This window comes from Mesorhizobium sp. LCM 4576, from assembly GCF_001854815.1.
GTDB lineage: Bacteria > Pseudomonadota > Alphaproteobacteria > Rhizobiales > Rhizobiaceae > Mesorhizobium > Mesorhizobium plurifarium.
In genome coordinates this window covers 1-21551 of record NZ_MDDT01000013.1, presented here as the reverse complement: position 1 = coordinate 21551, position 21551 = coordinate 1, and the positions used below count along the sequence as shown (strand labels likewise).

22 protein-coding genes are annotated in these 21551 nt (G+C 64.7%); 18 read left to right on the top strand and 4 right to left on the bottom strand.

The window, feature by feature from the left end; all coding sequences use genetic code 11:
- Nucleotides 1-62: 62 nt before the first annotated feature.
- The 5 genes from LCM4576_RS06620 to LCM4576_RS06600 all read left to right on the top strand — a co-directional run bounded on the left by LCM4576_RS06620 (nt 63) and on the right by LCM4576_RS06600 (nt 6674).
- Entirely contained in the window at nt 63-1568 is a 1506-nt protein-coding gene (locus LCM4576_RS06620; RefSeq protein WP_071031167.1) for a UxaA family hydrolase, read from the top strand.
- Between the two features lie 351 nt (nt 1569-1919).
- The gene (locus tag LCM4576_RS06615) at nt 1920-2915 is read left to right on the top strand and encodes an ABC transporter substrate-binding protein (RefSeq protein ID WP_071031165.1); all 996 of its coding nucleotides are present in this window, start codon (nt 1920-1922) and stop codon (nt 2913-2915) included.
- A 156-nt stretch (nt 2916-3071) separates the two neighbouring features.
- Nucleotides 3072-4625: a sugar ABC transporter ATP-binding protein gene (locus LCM4576_RS06610; RefSeq protein WP_071031163.1), complete on the top strand. Its 1554-nt coding sequence runs from the start codon at nt 3072-3074 to the stop codon at nt 4623-4625.
- A complete protein-coding gene (locus LCM4576_RS06605) occupies nt 4622-5587 on the top strand; it encodes an ABC transporter permease (protein WP_071031162.1) in 966 nt (321 codons plus the stop codon). The genes LCM4576_RS06610 and LCM4576_RS06605 overlap by 4 nt, the downstream gene beginning before the upstream one ends.
- A gap of 70 nt (nt 5588-5657) precedes the next feature.
- A complete protein-coding gene (locus tag LCM4576_RS06600) occupies nt 5658-6674 on the top strand; it encodes a zinc-binding alcohol dehydrogenase family protein (RefSeq protein ID WP_071031160.1) in 1017 nt (338 codons plus the stop codon).
- 275 nt (nt 6675-6949) lie between these two features.
- Here the strand turns inward: LCM4576_RS06600 and phnF are convergent, their stop codons facing one another.
- Complete coding sequence (gene phnF, locus LCM4576_RS06595; protein WP_407067364.1) at nt 6950-7696, bottom strand: phosphonate metabolism transcriptional regulator PhnF; 747 nt, start codon at nt 7694-7696, stop codon at nt 6950-6952.
- Between the two features lie 123 nt (nt 7697-7819).
- Between phnF and phnG the strand changes: the two genes are divergently transcribed.
- Genes phnG through LCM4576_RS06580 form a run of 3 tightly spaced genes read left to right on the top strand, consistent with a single transcriptional unit; the run spans nt 7820 to nt 10012 of the window.
- Nucleotides 7820-8281, top strand: a complete 462-nt coding sequence (gene phnG / locus LCM4576_RS06590; protein ID WP_071031249.1) for a phosphonate C-P lyase system protein PhnG — start codon at nt 7820-7822, stop codon at nt 8279-8281.
- The gene (phnH, locus tag LCM4576_RS06585) at nt 8281-8892 is read left to right on the top strand and encodes a phosphonate C-P lyase system protein PhnH (protein ID WP_071031158.1); all 612 of its coding nucleotides are present in this window, start codon (nt 8281-8283) and stop codon (nt 8890-8892) included. The genes phnG and phnH overlap by 1 nt, the downstream gene beginning before the upstream one ends.
- Nucleotide 8893: 1 nt before the next feature.
- Nucleotides 8894-10012: a carbon-phosphorus lyase complex subunit PhnI gene (locus LCM4576_RS06580; protein WP_071031156.1), complete on the top strand. Its 1119-nt coding sequence runs from the start codon at nt 8894-8896 to the stop codon at nt 10010-10012.
- Nucleotides 10013-10014: 2 nt separating this feature from the next.
- Here LCM4576_RS06580 and LCM4576_RS06575 read toward each other — a convergent pair whose 3' ends face one another.
- Nucleotides 10015-10212, bottom strand: coding sequence for a hypothetical protein (locus LCM4576_RS06575; protein ID WP_071071634.1), 198 nt, complete (start codon nt 10210-10212; stop codon nt 10015-10017).
- A gap of 59 nt (nt 10213-10271) precedes the next feature.
- On the opposite strand from LCM4576_RS06575, the gene LCM4576_RS06570 reads away from it, so the two are divergent.
- The 10 genes from LCM4576_RS06570 (at nt 10272) to phnE (LCM4576_RS06525) (ending at nt 19411) form a co-directional block, all read left to right on the top strand.
- Nucleotides 10272-11240 (top strand): alpha-D-ribose 1-methylphosphonate 5-phosphate C-P-lyase PhnJ, encoded by a 969-nt coding sequence (locus LCM4576_RS06570; protein WP_244510679.1) that lies wholly within the window; start codon nt 10272-10274, stop codon nt 11238-11240.
- Nucleotides 11237-12013 (top strand): phosphonate C-P lyase system protein PhnK, encoded by a 777-nt coding sequence (gene phnK, locus LCM4576_RS06565; protein WP_071031154.1) that lies wholly within the window; start codon nt 11237-11239, stop codon nt 12011-12013. Before LCM4576_RS06570 ends, phnK begins: the two co-directional genes overlap by 4 nt.
- 90 nt (nt 12014-12103) lie before the next feature.
- Entirely contained in the window at nt 12104-12811 is a 708-nt protein-coding gene (gene phnL, locus LCM4576_RS06560; protein ID WP_071031152.1) for a phosphonate C-P lyase system protein PhnL, read from the top strand.
- Nucleotides 12808-13425 (top strand): DapH/DapD/GlmU-related protein, encoded by a 618-nt coding sequence (locus LCM4576_RS06555; protein WP_071031150.1) that lies wholly within the window; start codon nt 12808-12810, stop codon nt 13423-13425. The genes phnL and LCM4576_RS06555 overlap by 4 nt, the downstream gene beginning before the upstream one ends.
- A 227-nt stretch (nt 13426-13652) precedes the next feature.
- A complete protein-coding gene (locus tag LCM4576_RS06550) occupies nt 13653-14138 on the top strand; it encodes a GNAT family N-acetyltransferase (protein ID WP_083361339.1) in 486 nt (161 codons plus the stop codon).
- Nucleotides 14139-14205: 67 nt separating this feature from the next.
- A complete protein-coding gene (locus LCM4576_RS06545) occupies nt 14206-14916 on the top strand; it encodes a DUF1868 domain-containing protein (protein WP_071031148.1) in 711 nt (236 codons plus the stop codon).
- A gap of 144 nt (nt 14917-15060) precedes the next feature.
- Nucleotides 15061-15918, top strand: a complete 858-nt coding sequence (gene phnC / locus LCM4576_RS06540) for a phosphonate ABC transporter ATP-binding protein (RefSeq protein WP_071031146.1) — start codon at nt 15061-15063, stop codon at nt 15916-15918.
- A 141-nt stretch (nt 15919-16059) separates the two neighbouring features.
- Nucleotides 16060-16968 carry a phosphonate ABC transporter substrate-binding protein gene (gene phnD, locus LCM4576_RS06535; RefSeq protein WP_071031144.1) on the top strand — a complete coding sequence of 303 codons (909 nt, stop codon included), beginning with the start codon at nt 16060-16062 and terminating at the stop codon, nt 16966-16968.
- A 56-nt stretch (nt 16969-17024) separates the two neighbouring features.
- On the top strand, nt 17025-17978 hold the full coding sequence (gene phnE, locus LCM4576_RS06530) for a phosphonate ABC transporter, permease protein PhnE (protein WP_071031245.1): 954 nt from the start codon (nt 17025-17027) through the stop codon (nt 17976-17978).
- A 65-nt stretch (nt 17979-18043) separates the two neighbouring features.
- Nucleotides 18044-19411: a phosphonate ABC transporter, permease protein PhnE gene (gene phnE / locus LCM4576_RS06525; RefSeq protein WP_071031142.1), complete on the top strand. Its 1368-nt coding sequence runs from the start codon at nt 18044-18046 to the stop codon at nt 19409-19411.
- A gap of 203 nt (nt 19412-19614) precedes the next feature.
- Here the strand turns inward: phnE (LCM4576_RS06525) and LCM4576_RS06520 are convergent, their stop codons facing one another.
- Together LCM4576_RS06520 and LCM4576_RS06515 are read right to left on the bottom strand one after the other, a co-directional pair.
- Nucleotides 19615-20466 (bottom strand): sugar phosphate isomerase/epimerase, encoded by an 852-nt coding sequence (locus tag LCM4576_RS06520; RefSeq protein ID WP_071031140.1) that lies wholly within the window; start codon nt 20464-20466, stop codon nt 19615-19617.
- Nucleotides 20467-20688: 222 nt separating this feature from the next.
- The coding region (locus tag LCM4576_RS06515; protein ID WP_071031138.1) for a Gfo/Idh/MocA family protein at nt 20689-21551 on the bottom strand (863 nt) is incomplete at its 5' end.

Here is a 21551-nt window from a genome sequence, read left to right as displayed (position 1 = left end):
TACCTTTAAAYGGGCGCAAGTCAATCCGCCCGCATTCCCAGGATCACCCAGGACAGCCGCCCGTGACCGTCGCAAACACCATCCTTCTCTCCCCCTCCGATAATGTCGCCGTCGCCAACGGGCGCATCGAAATCGGCACGCCATTGCCGGGCGGCGCCGCCGCGACTGCCGTGATCGAGCCCGGCCACAAGGTGGCGATCAGGCCTATCGCCGCGGGCGAAGCGGTGGTGAAATACGCGCAGGCGATCGGCCGCGCCACGCAAGACATCGCGCCTGGCGAGCATGTTCACTCGCACAATCTGGTGTTCGAGAGCGGCCGCCTGCCGGTGGTGCCGCCAAGCGAGGCCGAGCACGCCACCGAGGCCGACCGCAAGCGCACCTTCATGGGCTACCGCCGCRCCGACGGGCGCGCCGGCACGCGCAACTTCATCGGCATCATCGCCAGCGTCAATTGTTCGGCCACCGTCTGCCACGCCATCGCCGACGAGGCCAATCGCAGGATTCTGCCGAAATATCCCGGCATCGACGGCTTCGTGCCGATCGTCCATGGCCAGGGCTGCGGCATGAGCGGCACGGGTGACGGCATGATGGTTCTGCACCGCACGCTTGCGGGCTATGCGCGCCATCCGAATTTCGGCGGCGTGATGATGGTCGGGCTGGGTTGCGAGGTCAACCAGCTCACCCTCTACGGCCAGAAGGGCGTCGCTGCCGGAAAACGCCATTTCAACATCCAGGAGGCCGGCGGCTCGCGCAAATCGGTCGAGAAGGCGATGGGCGTGCTCACCGAGATCGCCGAGGAAGTCGGCCACCTCAAGCGCGAGCCCATCCCGGTCAGCGAGATCGTCGTCGGCCTGCAATGCGGCGGCTCGGACGGCATGTCCGGCATCACCGCCAACCCGGCATTGGGCGCCGCTGTCGACATCCTGGCCGGCGTCGGCGGCATCGGCATCCTGTCGGAGACGACCGAGATCTACGGCGCCGAGCACCTRCTCGCCTACCGCGCCGCCTCGCCCGAGATCGCCGCCAAGCTCGACGGCTTCGTGAAATGGTGGGAGGACCACACCGCCAAGCACGGCGCCTCGATCGACAACAATCCCTCGCCCGGCAATAAGCGCGGCGGCCTGACCACGATCCTCGAGAAATCGCTGGGCGCGGTCRCCAAGGGCGGCCAGACGCCACTCAACGGCGTCTTCGGCTATGCCGAGAAGGTTTCGGGCAGCGGCCTGGTGTTCATGGACACGCCCGGCTACGACCCGGTCTCGGCCACCGGCCAGGTGGCCGGCGGCGCCAACGTCATCGTCTTCACCACCGGCCGCGGTTCCTGCTTCGGCTGCCGGCCGACGCCGTCGATCAAGGTCGCCACCAACTCGACCATGTATCACCAGATGGAAGAGGACATGGACGTAAATTGCGGCGTCATCGCCTCGGGCGAGAAGACGATTCCCGGCATGGGCCGCGAGATTTTCGAGCTGATCATCGAGACGGCGTCCGGCCGCAAGACCAAGAGCGAGGCGTTCGGCTAMGGCGACAACGAATTCGTGCCCTGGCATCTCGGCGCGACGCTTTAACCTCGGGCCATTATCCCGGCAGCAACGCTACGGGCAGCAAGGAAGCCTGCCTTCACGATTGCGCGACCTTAAGATGGAATGAATATTCCATATTGACAGTAATGTGAAATTATCGTTCCATATCGACAAAGGAGGAACGGAAGCGCCCATGTGCCGCCAGGGAGGAGCTGGCGGAGCCGGACAAAGCTGATCCGGCATCACACAAACGGCACCAGACACCGCTTGCATCGGCCATGGCGATGCATTATCAAAAAACGGTATCTGTTTTTTATTGATAAAGTTCTGTTTGGGCCGCRCCTATCCAGATGGAGCTTCCGAAACCTTCACCAGGCGACTTTAGGGAGGAACCTAATGAAATTCGTGACCAGCCTTCTCAACCGCCGTGCTTTCGTGGCCTTGGCCGCCGCGTCGATGCTCGCCGGCGCGCTGCATTCCGCGCCCGCCTCGGCGGCCGACGTGACCATTCCGATCATCGTCAAGGACACCACCTCCTTCTACTGGCAGATCGTTCTGGCCGGCGCCCGCAAGGCGGGCAAGGACCTCGGCATCAACGTGCCGGAGCTCGGCGCCCAGGCCGAAACCGACGTCAACGGCCAGATCTCGATCCTCGAAAACGCCGTCGCCAGCAACCCGGCGGCCATCGTCATCTCGCCGACAGAGTTCAAGGCGCTCGGCAAGCCGATCGACGAGGCGGCCTCGAAGGTCAAGGTCATCGGCATCGACTCCGGCGCCGACTCCAAGGCCTTCACCTCCTTCCTCACCACAGACAACGTCCAGGGCGGCCGCGTGGCGGCTGACGGTCTCGCCGCCGCGATCGGCGCTGCCAATGGCGGCAAGGTCGAAGGCAAGGTCGCTCTGATCACCGCGCTTCCCGGCGCCGGTTCGCTGGAGCAGCGCAAGCAGGGCTTCATCGAACAGATCAAGGCCAAGTATCCGGGCCTCGAGTTGGTCGCCGACAAATATGCCGACGGCCAGGCCACCACCGGCCTCAACATCGCGACCGACCTGATCACCGCCAACCCGGACCTCAAGGGCATCTTCGCCTCCAACCTGATCATGGCGCAAGGCGTCGGCCAGGCGATCRCCGAGAACAATCTCGGCGGCAAGGTGGCGCTGATCGGCTTCGACAGCGACGAAAAGCTGATCAAGTTCCTCAACGACGGCGTCATCTCCGGCCTCGTCGTCCAGGACCCGTACCGGATGGGCTATGACGGCATCAAGACCGCCTGGGCCGCCTCGAAGGGCGAGAAGGTCGAAGCCAATGTCGACACCGGCGCCAACCTCGTCACGAAGGCCAACATGAAAGAACCCAAGATCGACGCGCTGCTCAACCCGAAGCTCAACTGAGCAGCGTCGTCACACTCGTTTCCGGGGCCTCGCGCCCCGGAAACATCCATCAGGCAATTTGGAAATCCGCCGGCCTGATCTAGCTTTTGACTCCAAGATGCGCGTCAGATGCATCGCTGCATACCCAACGGTTGAGACCAATCTGGGAGGATTGCCATGACGTCGACGGCGCAGGAACTGCACCCGGCCCCCACATTGGCCCCGGGCAGGACGATCCTCGAGCTCAACGGCCTGGAAAAGCGCTATCCCGGCACGCACGCGCTGAAGCCCGTGCATCTCGCCTTCAAGGCGGGCGAGATCCACGCCATCGTCGGCGAGAACGGCGCYGGCAAGTCGACCCTCATCAAACTGCTCACCGGCGTCATGCCGCGCACCTCGGGCGAGGTCATCTGGGAAGGCAAGCCAACGGCTCTGGCGACCCCGCACGAAGCGATGGCGCTCGRCATCAACGCCGTCCACCAGGAGGTGGTGCTGTGCCGCCACCTCACCGTCGCCGCCAACATGTTCCTCGGCGAGGAGGAGTCCCGCTTCGGCCTTCTGCAGCAGCGCGCCATGGTCAAGGACGCGCAGAAGATCATCGACGGGCTGGGCTTCGATCTGCCGGCCCATGTCGTGCTCGGCGACCTTACCATCGGYCAGCAGCAGCTGATCGCCRCAGCTCGGGCTACCGTGCGCGGCACGAAGTTCCTGATCTTCGACGAACCGACCGCCTACCTCACCCGCAAGGAGGCCGACCAGCTCTTCAAGCTGATCCGCAGGCTGAAGGGCGAAGGCGTCACCATCATCTACATCAGCCATCGCATGGAGGAGGTGTTCGAGCTTGCCGACCGCGTCTCCGTGCTGCGCGACGGCACTTTGGTCGGCACCCGCGACATCGCCGAGACCGACGAGGCCGAACTGGTCAAGCTGATGATCAACCGCTCGATCGAGCAGATCTACCACAAGGAGCATTTCACCCCCGGCGCGACGATCGTCGAGACGAAGAACCTCTCCGGCAAAGGCTTCGAGAATGTCTCCGTGACCGTCCGCGCCRGCGAGATCGTCGGCCTCTACGGCCTGATCGGCGCCGGCCGCAGCGAGTTCGTCACCACGCTCTACGGCCGCCACAGGAAATCGGCCGGCCAGATCCTGTGGGAGGGCAAGGAGGTCCAGGTCAATTCCGAGCACGACGCGATAAGGCTCGGCATGGCGCTGGCCCCAGAAAGCCGCCGCGACCAGGGCCTGTGCCTCAATTTGTCGGTCGGCATGAACCTCAACCTGCCGATCTACAAGCGCATTTCCAGCAACGCGCTGATCTCGGGCGCCAAGGAAAAAGCTGAGGCCGACCGCCAGATCGCCGACCTGCGCATCAAGACGCCGACGCGCAGCGCGCTCGCCTCCAGCCTGTCCGGCGGCAACCAGCAGAAGATCGTCATCGGCAAATGGCTGGCGCATGGTGCCAAGCTGTTCATCTTCGACGAGCCGAYGGTGGGCGTCGATGTCGGCACCAAGGCCGAGATCTACCGGCTGTTCTCGACGCTGCTGGCCAAGGGCGCCGGCATCATCCTGATCTCATCCTATCTGYCGGAAGTCTACGAGCTTKCCGACACGCTGCATGTGTTCCGGCGCGGCAAGCTGGTCGCCACGCATGGTTTCCGCACCGCGAGCCACGAGGACATTCTGGGACAGGCACTGGCCRAGAAACAAGAAAAGTCGGGAGGACAAAAATGAGCATCGAGGCGATCCCCGCCGAAAAATCCAAGCGCAATTTCAACGCGCTCTTCGGCCTGACCCTGCTTGGCCTTCTTCTGCTGATGTGGATCGTGCTGGCTGTCGCCACGCCGTCCTTCGCCACGGCGCTCAACATCACCAATCTTCTGCGCCAGGGCTCGTTGATCGCCATCTTGGCCGTCGGCCAGACCTTCGTCATCATCACCGGCGGCATCGACCTGTCGGTCGGCGCGGTGGTCGGCTTCACCACGGTGGTCGTCGCGCTTTTGATCAATGCCGGCTGGCCGATCTGGGCGGCGGTGCTGGCGACCTTGCTGGTCGGCGTCRCCATCGGCCTGTTCCATGGTTTCGGCATCGTCAAGATGGGCCTGCCGCCCTTCATCATCACCCTGGCCACCATGACCTCGCTGCGCGGCATCGGCCTTCTGATGACCAACGGCAATTCGATCTCGATCAACAGCGACCCGTTCCAGGCATTCTCTCGTGGTTCGTTGTTCGGCATCCCCTATCTGTTCTGGATGGTGATCCTGGTCGCCATCCCGTCCTACATCTTCCTGCACCACACGCGCTGGGGCCGCTACCTGTTCTCGGTCGGCTCCAACGCCGAGGCCGCCCGCTTGTCGGGCGTCAACGTGCCGCGCACCATCTTCATGGCCTATATCCTGTCCGGCCTGCTGGCCGCCTTCGTCGGCGTGCTCTTGGCCTCGCGCATCGGCATCGGCAACCCGACACAGGGCGACACCTATGAGCTGCAGGCCATCGCCTCGTCGGTCTTCGGCGGCACCTCGCTGTTCGGCGCCATCGGCTCCGTGCATGGACCGCTGATCGGCTCCTTCATCCTGTCGACGATCAACAACGGCGCCAACCTGCTCAACGTCAACACCTTCTGGCAGCGCGTCATCACCGGCCTGCTGATCATTGTCATCGTCTACTTCGACGGCCTGCGCCGCCGGGGCAAATGACTCCTCCCTGAAACTCCGCGCCGRCCCCGCATGCCGAGGCCGGCGCTCCTTTTTGAACACTGGATCTGCCATGAAAGCCGTCGTCTGCCGCTCGCCCGGCGAGCTTGTCCTCGAAGACCGCGCCGACCCGGGGGCGCCTCCGCCCGGCTGGGCGCGTGTCGCTGTCAGCCATGTCGGCATCTGCGGCACCGACTATCACATCTTCGAAGGCAAGCACCCTTTCCTGGCCTATCCGCGCATCATGGGCCATGAGGTTTCGGGCACCATCGTCGATAAGGGGGATGGCGTCGATCTTGYGGTCGGCGAGCCGGTCATCATCAACCCCTATATTTCATGCGGCAAATGCATCGCCTGCCGGCACCGCAAGCCGAATTGTTGCGTGAAGATCGAGGTGCTCGGCGTCCACCGCGACGGCGCCATGTGCGACGAAATCCTGGTGCCGGCCCAGAACCTTTATCCCGCGAACGGCCTCTCGCTGTCCGATGCCGCTGCGGTGGAATTCCTGGCGATCGGCGCGCACGCCGTGCGCCGCTCATTGGGCGCGCCCGGCCAGCGCACGCTGGTCATCGGCGCCGGCCCGATCGGTCTCGGCACGGCGATCTTCGCCCGCATCGCGGGGCTCGACGTCAGCCTGCTCGACATGAGCGGCGAGCGCCTCGGCTTCGCCGAAAAGGAGCTTGGCTTTGCCGCGCTCGACACCTCGAAGGCGACAGCCGACGAACTGGTGCGGCAGGCGACCGGCGGCGAAGGGTTCGACCTCGTCTTCGACGCGACCGGCAACACGCAATCGGTGCAGTCGGCCTTCGCCCATGTCGCGCATGGCGGCACGCTGGTGCTGGTCAGCGTCGTCAAGGACGACATCGCCTTCTCCGACCCCGAGTTCCACAAGCGCGAGATGACGCTGATTGGCAGCCGCAATGCCCTGAAGGCCGATTTCGAGCATGTCGCGGCCTCGATCCGCAACGGCGCCGTGCCGTTGAACAAGCTCGTCACCCACCGCACCACGCTCGCCGGAACGCCGCGCGACCTGGCGCGATGGACGCATGAGAAGTCGGGGCTGATAAAGGCGGTGATCGAGGTGGGGTGAGGCGCCGGTTCCTTAGCGCGGAAATGCCGGCGGGACAGCACCCCCTCTGTCCTGCCGGACATCTCCCCCGCAAGGGGGGAGATTGGACGTCGCGTCCGCTTTCGCCAATCGCCAACGTCGCAGGATGAAAAGCGCCGGCGGCGCAACTGCCGATCTCCCCCCTTGCGGGGGAGATGGCCGGCAGGCCAGAGGGGGGTGGGCGGGAACGCGGCGCCTGTTGCTCGTCTCCGAGCCGCCGTCCAGGATCGTCCCGACGGAGCTGCGCCCCTGAAAACCTAATCGCCAGCGGCCAACCTCAACTCCACCCGCTCTGCCGGAAAGCGCGACTCCGCGAACTGGATCGGCTCACCGTCGAGCGTCACGTTGACGGCGACCGTCACCAGCACGATGGCGCCGGGCTGCAGATCGAGCRCTGCAAGGTCGTCGGCGTCGGCGTGGCGCGCCGACAGCACGGTTGAATGCCGCAGATAATCGTTGATGCCGAAACGCTTGAGCGAGGCGGTGATCGACCCCGTCTTGGCCATCGCGTCCTCGATGCCTGCGAAGCGCTTGGCATCGAACCAGGTCGTCGCCCGCGACACCGGATGACCGTCGGCCTCGCCGCGCGTCTCCAGGCAAATGACGGCCGCACCCTTGGCGATGCCCAGCGCCTCGGCAATGCGCCGGCTGGCAGGCTCGGTGGATGACGACAAGAGCGCGATATGCCGCTCGCTCGTCTGCCCCTGCAGCCCCGTCGAGAAGCGCGTGCGCGCGCCGATCGGATAGGACAGCCGCTTGCGCGACAGGACGAAGGTGCCGCGCCCCTGCTCGGCCCTCAGCACGCCTTCCTGCACAAGGGCCGCAATGGCGCTGCGCACCGTATGGCGATTGACGCCGTAGCGCTCGGCCAGCGCGACTTCAGGCGGCAGCGCCGCATTCTCGGCGAAGTCGCCACTTGCGATCCCCTGCAATATCTTGTCGGCGATCTGCCGCCACAGCGACACGCCGTTACGCCTTTCGATGCTGTTCGCCAGTCCAGCCATCATCGCCCCAAGCATTTTTCCCGGGCTGTCATCCACCCGTCATGGACTCCCGTTACGAGGTAGGTATAATTTGTATAGTTGTCTATATCAATAGACAAATTTATGCATGCAAGGAGCGATGCCATGCGAGGACAGGAAGCGCGCGAGCTGGCGGGGCGAAAAGCCTTGATGGCGACGCTGGCGCACGCCGAAGCCGATGAGATCGCCCGTCTCTGGAACGAAGCGGGCCTGCCTTCCGAGGCCGAGCTTTTGCGCGGCCCCGAAACCGGGCTGGTGACCGTGCGCGGACGGATCGGCGGCGGCGGCGCGCCGTTCAATGTCGGCGAGGCGACGGTCACCCGCGCCACGGTGCGGCTGCCCTCCGGCCAGATCGGCCATTCCTATGCGCTCGGTCGCGACAAGGGCAAGGCCAGGCTCGCGGCGATCGCCGACGCGCTCTGGCAGGACCCGGCCCATCGCGAAACGGTCGAGACGAAGCTCGCCGCACCCTTGCGCGCGGCGCTCGACGCGGCGCGCGAGRCCCGGCGCGTCGAGACGGCGGCAACGAAAGTGGATTTCTTCACCATGGTGCGCGGAGAGGACTGATGAATATCGCCACGCAATCGATCGACGGCGGCTTCGCCGACCCGGTCTTCAACGCCCAGGCCGTGTTCCGCGCCATCATGGACGCGATGGCGCGACCGGGCACCGTCCAGGACCTGCCGCAACTCGCCCATCCGCCGGCGCCGTTGTCGGCGACGGCCGGCGCCGTGGCGCTCTCGCTCTGCGACAACGACACGCCGGTGTGGCTCGATCCGCCGCTGCAGGCGGAAGCCCCGGTCAAGGCCTGGCTCGGCTTCCACACCGGCGCGCCATTGGCCAACACGCCGGCCRACGCGCATTTCGCGTTGATCGCCAATCCGAAGGAGATGGCGGCGCTCGACGGTTTTGCGCAAGGCACGCAGGAATATCCCGACCGCTCGACGACACTGATCCTCCTGGTCGACGACCTTGCCTCGGGCCCGTCGCTGCTGCTCGAAGGACCCGGCATCGAAAAGACGTCGATGATCGCGCCTCCGGGCATGCCGCGCCATTTCGTCGAGCAGTGGAAGCAGAACAACCAGCGTTTCCCGCGCGGCGTCGACATCATCCTGGCGGCGCCGGGCAGCCTCGCCTGCCTGCCGCGCACCACCCGCATCAAGACGATGGAGGCATGACATGTATGTCGCGGTGAAAGGCGGCGAAGCCGCCATTGCCAACGCGCACCGCCTGCTTGCCGACCGCCGCCGCGGCGACCGTTCGGTGCCAGCGCTGCGCCTCGACCAGATCGTCGAGCAGCTGGCGCTCGGCGTCGACCGGGTGATGAGCGAAGGCTCGCTCTATGATCGCGAGCTCGCGGCTCTCGCCGTCGTCCAGGCGCGCGGCGACATGATCGAGGCGATCTTCCTGGTGCGCGCCTACCGCACCACGCTGCCGCGCTTCGGCTACACCAATCCGGTCGACACCGGCGCCATGCAGGTCGAGCGTCGTATCTCCGCCACCTACAAGGACCTGCCCGGCGGCCAGGTGCTCGGCCCGACATTCGACTACACCCACCGCCTGCTCGATCCCGAGCTTGCCGCCGGCGCCGAGGTCGAGGCCCCTGCGCAGCGTCCGGTCGAGGCCGAAGCCATGCCGCGCGTCTCCGCGATCCTCGCCCATGAAGGGCTGATCGAGGCCGATGGCGAGATGCCGCTCGACCATGTGCCGGGCGACATCACGCGCGAGCCGCTGCAATTCCCGATGGCGCGCGACATCCGCCTGCAGGCGCTGTCGCGCGGCGACGAGGGTTTTCTGCTGGCGCTCGGCTATTCGACGCAGCGCGGCTATGCCCGCAACCATCCCTTTGTCGGCGAGGTGCGCATCGGCGAGGTCGAGCTGGAGYTGGACGTGCCGGAGCTGCCCTTCGCCGTGCCGCTGGGCTCGATCCGCGTCACCGAATGTCAGATGGTCAACCAGTTCAAGGGCTCGGCCAAGGCGCCGCCGCAGTTCACGCGCGGCTACGGCTTGGTCTTCGGCCAGAGCGAGCGCAAGGCGATGGCGATGGCGCTGTGTGACCGGGCGCTGCGCGCCGGCGAGCTCGGCGAAGACGTCGTTGCCGCCGCGCAGGACGAGGAGTTTGTCATTTCGCATTCCGACAATGTCCAGGCGACCGGCTTCGTCGAGCACCTGAAGCTGCCGCATTATGTCGACTTCCAGGCCGAGCTCGGCCTGGTCCGCCGCATGCGCGCCGAATACGAAGCACGGGAAAACGAGGACAAGGCCACCGCCGAGGAAAAGCGGGAGGCGGCGGAATGAATTCAGTGCCCGCTACCGGAATGTCCGCCGCCGCCATCGAACGAGCCGCCGCCCGCGCCGGAGCCACTGGTGCCGGCAACGGTTTCGCCGTGTGGAGGCTCCTTTGGCGCCGGGAGGAACATCTTCCGAAGCGCGAAAGCTGCGATGCCAGCGAACACCAGCAAAAGCACGCCAAGATGCATCCAACCGGTGGAGTCCATCGGGCTCTTCTCCCGCGTCTCGAGCGCCAAAATCATACCACAGAGCCAGCGTGATCGCCATGACCGACATCGCCACCTACAACTTCGCCTATCTCGACGAGCAGACCAAAAGGATGATCCGCCGCGCCATCCTGAAGGGCATCGCCATTCCCGGCTACCAGGTGCCTTTCGCCTCGCGCGAGATGCCGATGCCTTATGGCTGGGGCACCGGCGGYGTCCAGGTCACCGCCTCGATCATCGGCCCGGACGACGTGCTGAAAGTCATTGACCAGGGCGCCGACGACACCACCAACGCCGTCTCGATCCGCGCCTTCTTCAAGAAGGTCGCTCATGTCGCCGTCACCACCGAAACCGCGACGGCGACCATCATCCAGACCCGTCACCGTATCCCCGAGCATCCGTTGACGGCGGGCCAGGTGCTGGTCTTCCAGGTGCCGATCCCCGAGCCGCTGCGCTTCCTCGAGCCGCGCGAGACCGAGACGCGAAAGATGCATGCTCTCGAGGAATACGGCCTCATGCATGTGAAGCTCTACGAGGACATCGCCAAGCACGGCCGCATCGCCACCACCTACGCCTATCCGGTCAAGATCGAGGGCCGCTATGTGATGGACCCCTCGCCGACGCCGAAATTCGACAATCCGAAGATGCACCGCTCGCCGGCTTTGCAATTGTTCGGCGCCGGCCGCGAGAAGCGCATCTACGCGGTGCCGCCCTTCACCGACGTCGTCAGCCTCGACTTCGAGGACCATCCTTTCGAGGTGCAGACCTTCGATCAGCCTTGCGCGCTGTGCGGCGCCGAGAATGTCTATCTCGACGAGGTCATCCTCGACGACCATGGCGGCCACATGTTCGTCTGCTCGGACACCGGCCATTGCGAGAAACGGCGCGAGGCCCCTACCTCCCCCTCGTGGGGAGGTCGCGCCGAAGGCGCGGGTGGGGGGAACGGCCAAGCTTCTCTTTCTTCAACCCCCACCCCGGYGCTGCGCGCCGACCCTCCCCACAAGGGGGAGGGTAAGGAGGCCGAATGACTGACGAACCGCTGCTGCGCGTCTCGGCGCTCTCCAAATTCTACGGCTCGCGCGTCGGCTGCGAGAACGTCAGCTTCGATCTCTGGCCGGGCGAGGTGCTGGCGGTGGTCGGCGAGTCCGGCTCCGGCAAGACGACGCTGCTCAACTGCCTGTCGACCCGGCTGCTGCCTTCTTCCGGCACCGCGAGCTACCGCATGCGCGACGGCCAGTGGCGCGAGCTCTACCGCATGAGCGAGGCCGAGCGCCGCTTCCTGATGCGCACCGACTGGGGCTTCGTCCACCAGAACCCGGCCGACGGGCTGCGCATGACGGTGTCGGCCGGCGCCAATGTCGGCGAAAGGCTGATGGCGGTCGGCGACCGCCACTATGGCAGGATCCGCGCCACCGCCGTCGACTGGCTGTCGCGCGTCGAGATCGACGAGGACCGTATCGACGACGAGCCGCGCGCCTTTTCCGGCGGCATGCGACAGCGCCTGCAGATTGCTCGCAACCTTGTGACCGGACCGCGTCTGGTGTTCATGGACGAGCCGACCGGCGGCCTCGACGTCTCGGTGCAGGCCCGCCTGCTCGACCTGTTGCGCGGTCTGGTCACCGATCTCGGGCTGGCGGCGATCGTCGTCACCCACGACCTCGCCGTGGCGCGGCTTCTGTCACAGCGCATGATGGTGATGAAGGACGGCCGCGTCGTCGAAAACGGTCTCACCGACCGCGTGCTCGACGATCCGCGCGCACCTTACACGCAGCTTCTCGTTTCTTCGATTTTGCAGGTCTAGCGGYATGGTCCCGAACCAAAGGTCCGCGCCAGCGAAAAGTGGAAGCCGGTTTTCGGACCAGACCATGCGGCAAAACAAAGGACTCTAATCATGGCCACTCCGCTTGTCGTTTCCGATGTCGCCAAAAGCTTCACCATGCATCTGCGCGACGGTGTCACGCTGCCGGTGGTGACGGGTGTCTCCTTCTCGATCCGCGCCGGCGAATGCGCTGTGCTCGGCGGTCCGTCCGGTGCCGGAAAGAGCTCGATCCTGAAAATGCTCTACGGCAACTACGCCGTCGATGAAGGCCAGATCATCGTCCAGCATGGCGGCGGCTTGATCGACCTCGCCTCCGCCAGCCCGCGCACCGTGCTGTCCGTGCGCCGGCACACCATCGGCTATGTCAGCCAGTTCCTGCGCACCGTGCCGCGCGTCCCCGCGCTCGACGTCGTCGCCGAACCGTTGGTCGAGCGTGGCGAAGATCGCGAGACCGCGCGGGCTAAGGCTCGCTCCTTGCTCGCGCAGCTCAACCTGCCCGAAAAGCTCTGGGCGCTGCCGCCGGCGACCTTCTCTGGCGGCGAGCAGCAGCGCGTCAACATCGCGCGCGGCTTCATCACCGAGCACCCGATCCTTTTACTCGACGAGCCGACCGCGTCGCTCGATGCGAAGAACCGCGATGTCGTTGTCGAGCTCATCGCGGCCAAGAAGGCGGCGGGTGTTGCGCTCCTCGRCATCTTCCATGATCTCGACGTGCGYGACGCGGTGGCTGATCGTGTCATCGACGTCACCGCCTTCGCCRCAGGGAAGATTGCCGCATGAGCAAGAAACTTTCGGAGGCGCCGCTGGTCCACCCGACGGCGCAGGTCGAAAACTCGACGCTCGGCCGCTGGACCGAGATCGCCGAGCGCAGCCGCGTCGCCGAATGCGAGCTCGGCGACTATTCCTACATGATGCAGGACTGCGCCGTCTGGTGCGCGACCGTCGGCAAGTTCTCCAACATCGCGGCCAGCGTTCGCCTCAACGCCACCAACCACCCGACCTGGCGGCCGACGCTGCATCACTTCACCTACCGCGCGTCCGACTATTGGGACGACGCCGAGCATGAAAGCGCGTTTTTCGCTGAGCGTCGCGCCAAGCGCGTCACCATCGGCCACGACACCTGGCTCGGCCATGGCTCGACCATCCTGYCCGGTGTGACCGTCGGCGATGGCGCGGCCGTCGGCGCGGGCGCCGTGGTGTCAAAGGACGTCGCGCCCTACACCATCGTCGGYGGCGTGCCGGCAAAACCGATCCGCGAGCGTTTCGACCGCCGCACCGCCGAACGCTACCAGGCGCTTGCATGGTGGGATTGGGACCACGCAAGGCTTCGCGCCGCGCTCGACGATTTCCGCGAGCTGGAAGCCGAGGCGTTCCTGGAAAAATACGGCGGCTGATCAGCCGGGCGTCCGCATTTTTGCGTGTGTCCACGAACATGCGCGCATGCTAAAGTAAGGGATGTTTGAGGGGTTCATGCAGCCCTTGCGAAAGGACATCCCCGCCCGGCTGACCACCGCCGCGGAGCCGGCGCTTGTGACCGCTTTTGTGGTTCTGGTCTTTCTTGGCAGTATCCTTGCCGCTATCTGGTTCTGATCCGTTTCGATCTCGCGCGAGAACCCTGATCGTGCCGACCATTCGTCCCGCCACACCGGCCGATACAGATGCGATCTGGTCCATTCTCGAACCTGTCCTGCGAGCCGGTGAAACTTATGCGCTGCCCCGAGACTGGAACCGCGACCAGGCACTGGATTACTGGTTTTCCAATGRCCACGACGTGTTCGTGGCCGAGGAAGCCGGCGATGTGATTGGCTGCTACTATCTCCAGGCCAACCAGCGCGGCGGCGGCGCGCATGTCGCCAATTGCGGCTATGTCACGTCAACGACTTCGAGCGGGCGCGGCATTGCTACCGCGATGTGCGAGCATTCCTTGCAAAGGGCCGCCGAACTCGGCTTCCGCGCCATGCAGYTCAACTTCGTCATCAGCAGCAACGAGCGCGCGGTGAAGCTGTGGCAGCGGCTCGGCTTCGACATTGTCGGCACGATTCCGCAAGCATTCGACCATCCGCGGCTAGGCTATGTCGACGCGTTCGTGATGCACCGCATGCTGTAGGGATGCGCGGGGTTCATACCCTTGACACATGACTCGGACAGGAGGCGTTTCCCCCAAGGAGATCGCCATGCTCGACACAGTCAAACCCTCGCTCGCCGGATTTTTCGAAGGCACCAATCCGACGCCGCCCACCCATCTCGGCACCCGTTACGACACAGCCGGCAACTTCCTCCTCGAACCCGGCAACACCRTCGTCTGCCATCTGGTCGAAAGCTCGCCTTCGCAAGCTGCCATTGTCGAGGTGCGCGAGCGCATGCTGGCCATGCCGGATGCCGATCGCCTCGCCTTCACCCCGATCTCCAGCCTGCATATGACGCTGTTCCAGGGCATCATCGAATACCGGCGCCGCCTTCCCTACTGGCCTTCGGACGTGCCGCTCGACACCGGTATCGACGACATGACCCGCCTCTATCTCGAACGTCTGCAAGGCTTCGAAGGCCACGGCCCCTTCAAGGTCAAGACTGTCGAAGTCGTGCCGACCGGCCTCACCGTCGCCGGCGCCACCGAGGACGATCGGCAGATCCTGAAGGCCTGGCGCGACGCACTGTCAGTGCCGTTCGGCTACCGCCATCCGGACCACGACACCTATGTCTTCCACATCACCTTCGCCTACCAGATCCGCCGTCTCGCCGACGAGCGGGCCGCGGCATGGCAGGACCTGTTCGATGACTACCTGTCCTTCCTCGAGCGCGAGGCTCCGGTGATCGAGCTCAGGCCCCCGGCCTTCTGCAGTTTCAAGGACATGAAGCATTTCGAGGAATTGCTGGTGCTTGGTTGACGCCGATCAGCGACACAGACCAGCATTCCGCGCCAAGCCTGTGACTCGTAACAAAACTGACATCAATCCGACACCCCAGCTTCATCCGCCTGCGCTAGCGAAGGTTAACGGACCTTCGAAACCGCGACGTACCGGAGCTTTGCTATGTCGGCATCATCGGCCACGCTGGAAATCCGCGGCGTAACCCGACGATTTGGCAAGAACACCGCTGTCAGCGACATCAACATCTCGATCCCGCGCGGTCAGATGGTCGGCATCATCGGCCGTTCCGGCGCCGGCAAGTCGACATTGCTGCGCATGATCAACCGTCTCATCGATCCCAGCCAAGGGTCGATTTTTTTTGACGGCGCCGAGGTCTCCAGCCTGCAGGGCTCGCCGCTGCGCCGCTGGCAGCGCGACTGCGCCATGATCTTCCAGCAGTTCAACCTTGTGCCGCGTCTCGACGTCTTGACCAACGTCCTGCTCGGCCGCCTCAATCATCGCTCCACGGTTTCCAATCTGCTCGGCATGTTCACGCGCACCGAATGCGCCGAGGCGGTGGCCGCGCTCGAGCGCCTCGACATCGCCCGCACCRCGCTRYAGCCGGCCGGCACGCTGTCCGGCGGCCAGCAGCAGCGTGTCGCGATCGCCCGTGCCATGATGCAGCARCCCAAGGTGCTTCTGGCCGACGAGCCGATCGCCTCGCTCGACCCGCTCAACGCCAAGGTGGTGATGGATTCGCTGCGTGACATCAACCTGCGCGAAGGCATCACCGTCGTCACCAACCTGCACACGCTGGACACCGCGCGCGCCTATTGCAACCGCATCATCGGCATGGCCGCCGRYAAGGTCGTCTTCGAYGGCGCCCCCCAGGATCTCGACCGCGACGCCGTGCGCACCGTCTATGGCGCCGATGCCAGCGGCGCCGAGATCTCCGAGGCCATCACGTCGACCAGCGTGACCATCAAGCCGAAGATCACCGCATCCGCCGGACCGCTCGAACCAGCCTTCCCTGGCTACTGACGCCGCCGCCCCGGCCGCAGCGGTCTGGGCAAACCGTGGATTTCAGCCGAGCAACCCGGATCGCCCGCCAGCGTCAACGGCAAGACTTGAAAAATCAGAACGCCGCCGGCGCGCAGCCGGAACAACAGGAGAGAGATCGAAATGTTCAGGAAGATGGTTTTTGGGGCGGTTTCGCTGCTCGCCATGGCGACAAGCGCCGCGCACGCAGCCGACATCAAGGAATTCCGCGTCGGCATCCTCGGCGGCGAGAACGAGACCGACCGCCTGCGCAACTACCAGTGCCTCGCCGACCACCTGAAGTCGGAATTCGGCTTCGAGAAGGTGTCGCTGTTCCCGGCCGCCGACTATGACGGCGTCATCCAGGGCCTGYTCGGCGGCACGCTCGACTTCGCAGAGCTCGGCGCGTCCGGCTATGCCAGCGTCTACCTCAAGGACCCGAACGCCGTCACCCCGATCCTCACCACCAAGCAGACCGACGGCTCGACCGGCTACTATTCGATCGGCCTGGCGCTGAAGTCCTCCGGCATCACCGACATCAAGTCGGCCAAAGGCAAGAAGCTCGGCTATGCCGATCCGGACTCGACCTCGGGCTATCTGATCCCGCTGACGCAGATTCCGAAGGACACCGGCGTCGCGAACGACACCTATTTTGCTTCGACCCAGTTCAACGGCGGCCACGAGAACAACGTGCTGGCCGTGCGCGACGGCAAGGTCGACGTGGCGGTGGACGACTCCTCGGGCATCGGCGACTTCAAGAACGGCTACACCTCCGGCACCTTCCACAAGGAAGTCGCCAAGGGCGCCGTCGACCCGAACGACTTCGTCGAAGTGTGGCGCTCGGGCCTGATCCCCAACGGCCCGCTGGTGGTGCGCACCGCGCTGGGCGACGACATGACCGCCAAGCTGACCGCTTTCTTCACCGCCCTGCCGGCGAAGGACAAAGCCTGCTTCGAAGGCGTCGAGGGCGGCGATTTCACCGGCTATGTCCCAGTGAAGCCTGACTTCTACAACGTCATCGTCGAAGCCCGCAAAGCCGCTATCGGCGGCTAAAGGCATCAGGAAAAAGGGCGGCGTTCGAAACGCCGCCCTTTTTGCATGTCCAGATCATGACATCAGCGACCCTTCATTCCGACGCCACCCGCCAGCAGGCCGAAGCCTGGCGGCRCCAGACCTCGCTGCGCCGCTTCTACACCGCGCTTGGTGTCGGCCTGCTGCTTGTCGCCATGTTCGCGACCATGTGGTTCGCCGACGAAGCCAATGCCGGTCACTTCTTCGACCGGCTGCCGCATATCCTCGATTTCCTCAGCTGGCTGGTCCCGAAGGACTGGAACGACGTCTGGCGGGCGCTGTTCGACATCGCCTCGCCCAACGACAAGGGCACGCAGGAATTCAACTTCCCGCTCGGCCGCGTCTATGTCTGGGGCGGCTTCTACATCCCCGAATATTTCGAGCTGATGCTGACCACGGTGAACGTGGCGCTGGTCTCGACTTTCATCGGCTTCGTCTTCGCTGTTCCCTTCTCCTTCATCGCCGCGCGCAACCTGACGCCGAGTCCGATCCTGCGGCTCGTCGTCAAGCGCTTCATGGAACTGCTGCGCGCCTTCCCCGAGATCGTCATTGCCGGCCTGTTCGCGGCCATCGTCTCGATCGGCCCTGTCGCGGCCATCATCGCTATCGGCCTGCATTCGATCGGGGCTTTGGGCAAGCTGTTCTACGAGATCAACGAGAACATCGATATGCGCCCGGAAGAGGGCCTGCGCGCGGTCGGCGCCAACTGGTTCGAGCGCGTGCGCTTCGCCGRCCTGCCGCAGGTGCTGCCCAACTTCATGTCCTACACTTTGCTTCGGATCGAGATCAACGTACGCATCTCGACCGTCATGGGCGCGGTCGGCGGCGGCGRCATCGGCGAAGAGCTGAAGCTTGCCATCTCACGCGGCTTCGGCGCCAAGACGCTGGCGCTGGTGCTCCTGCTCTTCACCACCATCTTCCTCGTCGACCAGTTCTCCGCCTGGTTGCGCCGCAAGCTCGTCGGCGAGCAGGCCTTTCTGATGAGCGCGTGACCATGATCCCGAAAAGTGGACGCCGGTTTTCGGACAAGATCATGGTCAGGACCAAAGGGTAAGACATGCCTGCGATGACCGCCGATCAAGTCAAGGCTATCGAAGACCGCCACCCGCAGATCTTCCAGCGGCCGGCCTACAAGCGCTTCTGGCCGCTGCTGATGATAGCGGGCACGGTGCTCTATCTTGCCTATGCCCTGTGGTTCTTCAGTCTGCCGCAGGTGCTGCGCGAGTCGCACTGGGAGCGCCTGCCGCTTTTCCTGTCGCAATGGATCAGCTACGACCTGCAGCCGGAGTTCCGGCTCGACCAGCCCGAGATCACGCCGAAATATCCGCGCTTCTCGGCGCTCGGCGAAAACCCCAATCCCGATTGGGTGATCAAGAACCCCGACGGCACCTACACCGTCCAGATTGACGGCAGCGCCAAATCTGTAACCTTCGACAAGACCCGGGCGACGATCACGGCCAACGGCGTGACCGTGCCGATATCGCTGACCGGGGGCAAGCCGGTCGTGACCGGCCCGGTGCCCGGCTGGGTGACCGTCCATGACGACGAGATCGTCRCCAAAATGGGTTTTGCCGGCGAGGTGCGCGTCACCGTCGACCGCGTCAAGGTGCGAAAACGCTTTCTCGGTTGGGCGAATTTCGTCTTCGATACGCGCTCGCCCTTCTTCGGCAAACCCTATAGCGAAGTCATCTCGTTGATCGTCTCCGGGCCTGAGCTCAAGCCCGGCACGTCGAACCTCGCTCTGGCCGCCGACAATATCTGGAACAACGCCCAATGGCAGCACGGCGACGTCTGGACGAAACTGCTGCAGACCATCGTCATGGCGTTCCTCGGCACGCTGCTCGGCGGCATCGTCGCCTTCCYGCTTGCCTTCTTCGCCRCCCGCAACATCACGCCGAGCGGCATGYTGAGCCAGGTGCTGAAGCGCTTCTTCGACTTCATGCGCTCGGTCGACATGCTGATCTGGGCGCTGTTCTTCACCCGCGCCTTCGGCCCCGGACCGCTGGCCGGCAGCGCCGCGATCTTCTTCACCGAGATCGGCACATTGGGCAAAACCTATTCCGAGGCGCTGGAGAACATCGACGACAAGCCGCGCGAGGGCGTGCTGTCGACCGGCGCCAACGGCATTTTGGTGCAGCGCTACGGCGTGCTGCCGGAAGTGGTGCCGGTCTTCATCARCCAGACGCTCTACCAATGGGAATCGAACACCCGCGGCGCGACCATCATCGGCGCCGTCGGCGCCGGCGGTATCGGGTTGAAACTATGGGAAGCGATGCGCACCAACTCGAACTGGGCAAACGTCTTCTACATGGTGCTTTTGACGCTGCTCGTCGTCTTCATCTTCGACAACATCTCGAACTTCCTGCGCCGCAGGCTCAGCCGCACGCTGCATGACTATAATAGGTTGCAGGCCGAGCGGGGGTAGTTTCGCGCCTTCGTCATCCACGGGCGGAGCAAGGAGCGGAGCGACGCGCGCAGACCCGAGGATCCATGCCGTTACCTAAGCCGTAGAGTGCAGCGGTGCAGAACTCTGCATCGTTGCGGAGCGTCGACGTCACGGAATGGATCCTCGGGTCTCCGCGTCCGCTTCGCTCCCGCTCCGCCCGTGGATGACGAAGAGAGAGTCGCTTACGCAGCTCTTTTCCACCCGTTCCTAATATGCCGATACCCCTCGCGATAAACCGCCTCCGGGCTCTCGGCGAAATCCCTCCACACCTTGGTCGCCGCCGCCAGATCCTTCAGCGAGCGGCCGAACGCCTCGATGGTCAGCCAATCGTCATAGCCGCTTTTGCGGATCGCCGCGAAAGTCTCCTTCCACGGGATGTTGCCGCGCCCCGGCACGCCGCGATCGTTTTCCGAAATATGGATATGGACGACATTGCGACGATGCTTCGTATAGGCGCCGATCGGGTCGGCCTCCTCGATATTGGCGTGGAACGTGTCGTACATCGCCTTGATGTGCGGCCGGTCGATCGCGTCGATATGCTCGCACAGGTCGGCCATGGTGTTGACCAGGTAGCATTCGAAGCGGTTGAGCGCTTCCAGCCCGATGGTCACGCCTTTCTTGCCGGCATGGTCGCCGATGGYGCGCTGCGAGGCGACCGAGCGCTTTTTTTCGGCGGAAGTCGGCCCGCTGCCGGAGAAGGCGCCGAGCGTCGAATGCAGCGGACCGCTGAGCGTCTTCGCGCCGAGCGCCGCGCTGCAGTCGATCGCCCATTTCATGTAGTCGATRCCGGCCTTACGGGTCGCGRCATCCGGCGAGATCAGGTTCATCGCCGGATCGCCCATGGCCGAGACCGCGGTGCGCTCCAGGCCGATGCGGTCGAGCATCTCACCGAGTTTTTTATAATCGTCGGGCGCCCCGACGAAGACCGGTATCTCGACGCCGTCGAAGCCGGTCGCCTTGATGTCCCTCAGCAGCGCCTCGTGCTTCTTCGAGACACTGGTCGTCCACAAGAACATGCACATGCCGATTTTCATCGACACCCCTCCCCTCTGACGGCTGGCCAACTCCTGCGCCAGCTACGCCACACTCCCCCTCATCCGACCGCTTCGCGGCCACCTTCTCCCCGAGGGGAGAAGAGGTCGGCGCCGGCCCCCTCCTCTCCCCTCGGGGAGAGGTCGGATTGCCCCGAATTGCGTTTGCAATTCGGCTGGCAATCCGGGTGAGGGAGGCTTCCTTAGACGACGCAGCCGTCACCCCTAAAGCTTCGTCCAGGCCCCGTTCTTCTTCGACGATTTCACGCAAGCCTCGATGAAGGCCATCCCTTCAACGCCGTCCGCGATCGTCGGGAAGATCACATCCTTGGCCGGCTTGCCGCCCTTCCGGCGCGCGGCACGGATGGCGCGGGCGGCCTCCTGGTAGATGTTGGCAAAGCCTTCGAGATAGCCCTCAGGATGGCCGGACGGCACGCGGCTGACGCGCGCGGCCACCGGCATCGCGCCGGCGCCGGCTCGCGTGAGCAGTTGCTTCGGCTGGCCGAACGGCGTGTACCAGAGGTAGTTCGGGTCGGCCTGCACCCATTCCAGCCCGCCCTTGGAGCCGTAGATGCGCAGCTTCAGCCCGTTCTCATGACCGGGCGCCACCTGGCTTGCCCAGATCATGCCCTTGGCCGGATGCTTGTTGCCAACCGGCTTGAAGCGCAGCATGACGTTGACATTGTCGTCGAGCTGGCGGCCCGGCACGAAGGCGTCGAGATCCGCCGACAAGGAATCCAGTTCCAGCCCGGACACGAAGCGGGCGAGGTTGTAGGCATGYGTGCCTATGTCGCCCAGCGCGCCGCCGGCGCCGGCCTGCTTGGGATCGGAACGCCAGGAGGCCTGCTTCTGGCCGGTGGCGGCGAGGTCTTCGGTCARCCAGTCCTGCGGATATTCCGACTGCACGATGCGGATGTCACCGAGCATGCCCTTGGCCACCATCTCGCGCGCCTGCCGGATCATCGGATAGGCGGTGTAGTTGTGGGTCAGCACGAACACCTTGCCGGTCTTCTCGACCAGCGCCGCCAGCTTCTTCGCCTCGGCCAGCGAGGTCGCCAGCGGCTTGTCGCAGATGACATGGATGCCGG

Bases quoted from the DNA above. Each gene is read 5' to 3' on its own strand.
- LCM4576_RS06575 (WP_071071634.1), bottom strand. From the start codon at position 10,212: ATGGACTCCACCGGTTGGATGCATCTTGGCGTGCTTTTGCTGGTGTTC.
- phnK (WP_071031154.1), top strand. From the start codon at position 11,237: ATGACTGACGAACCGCTGCTGCGCGTCTCGGCGCTCTCCAAATTCTAC.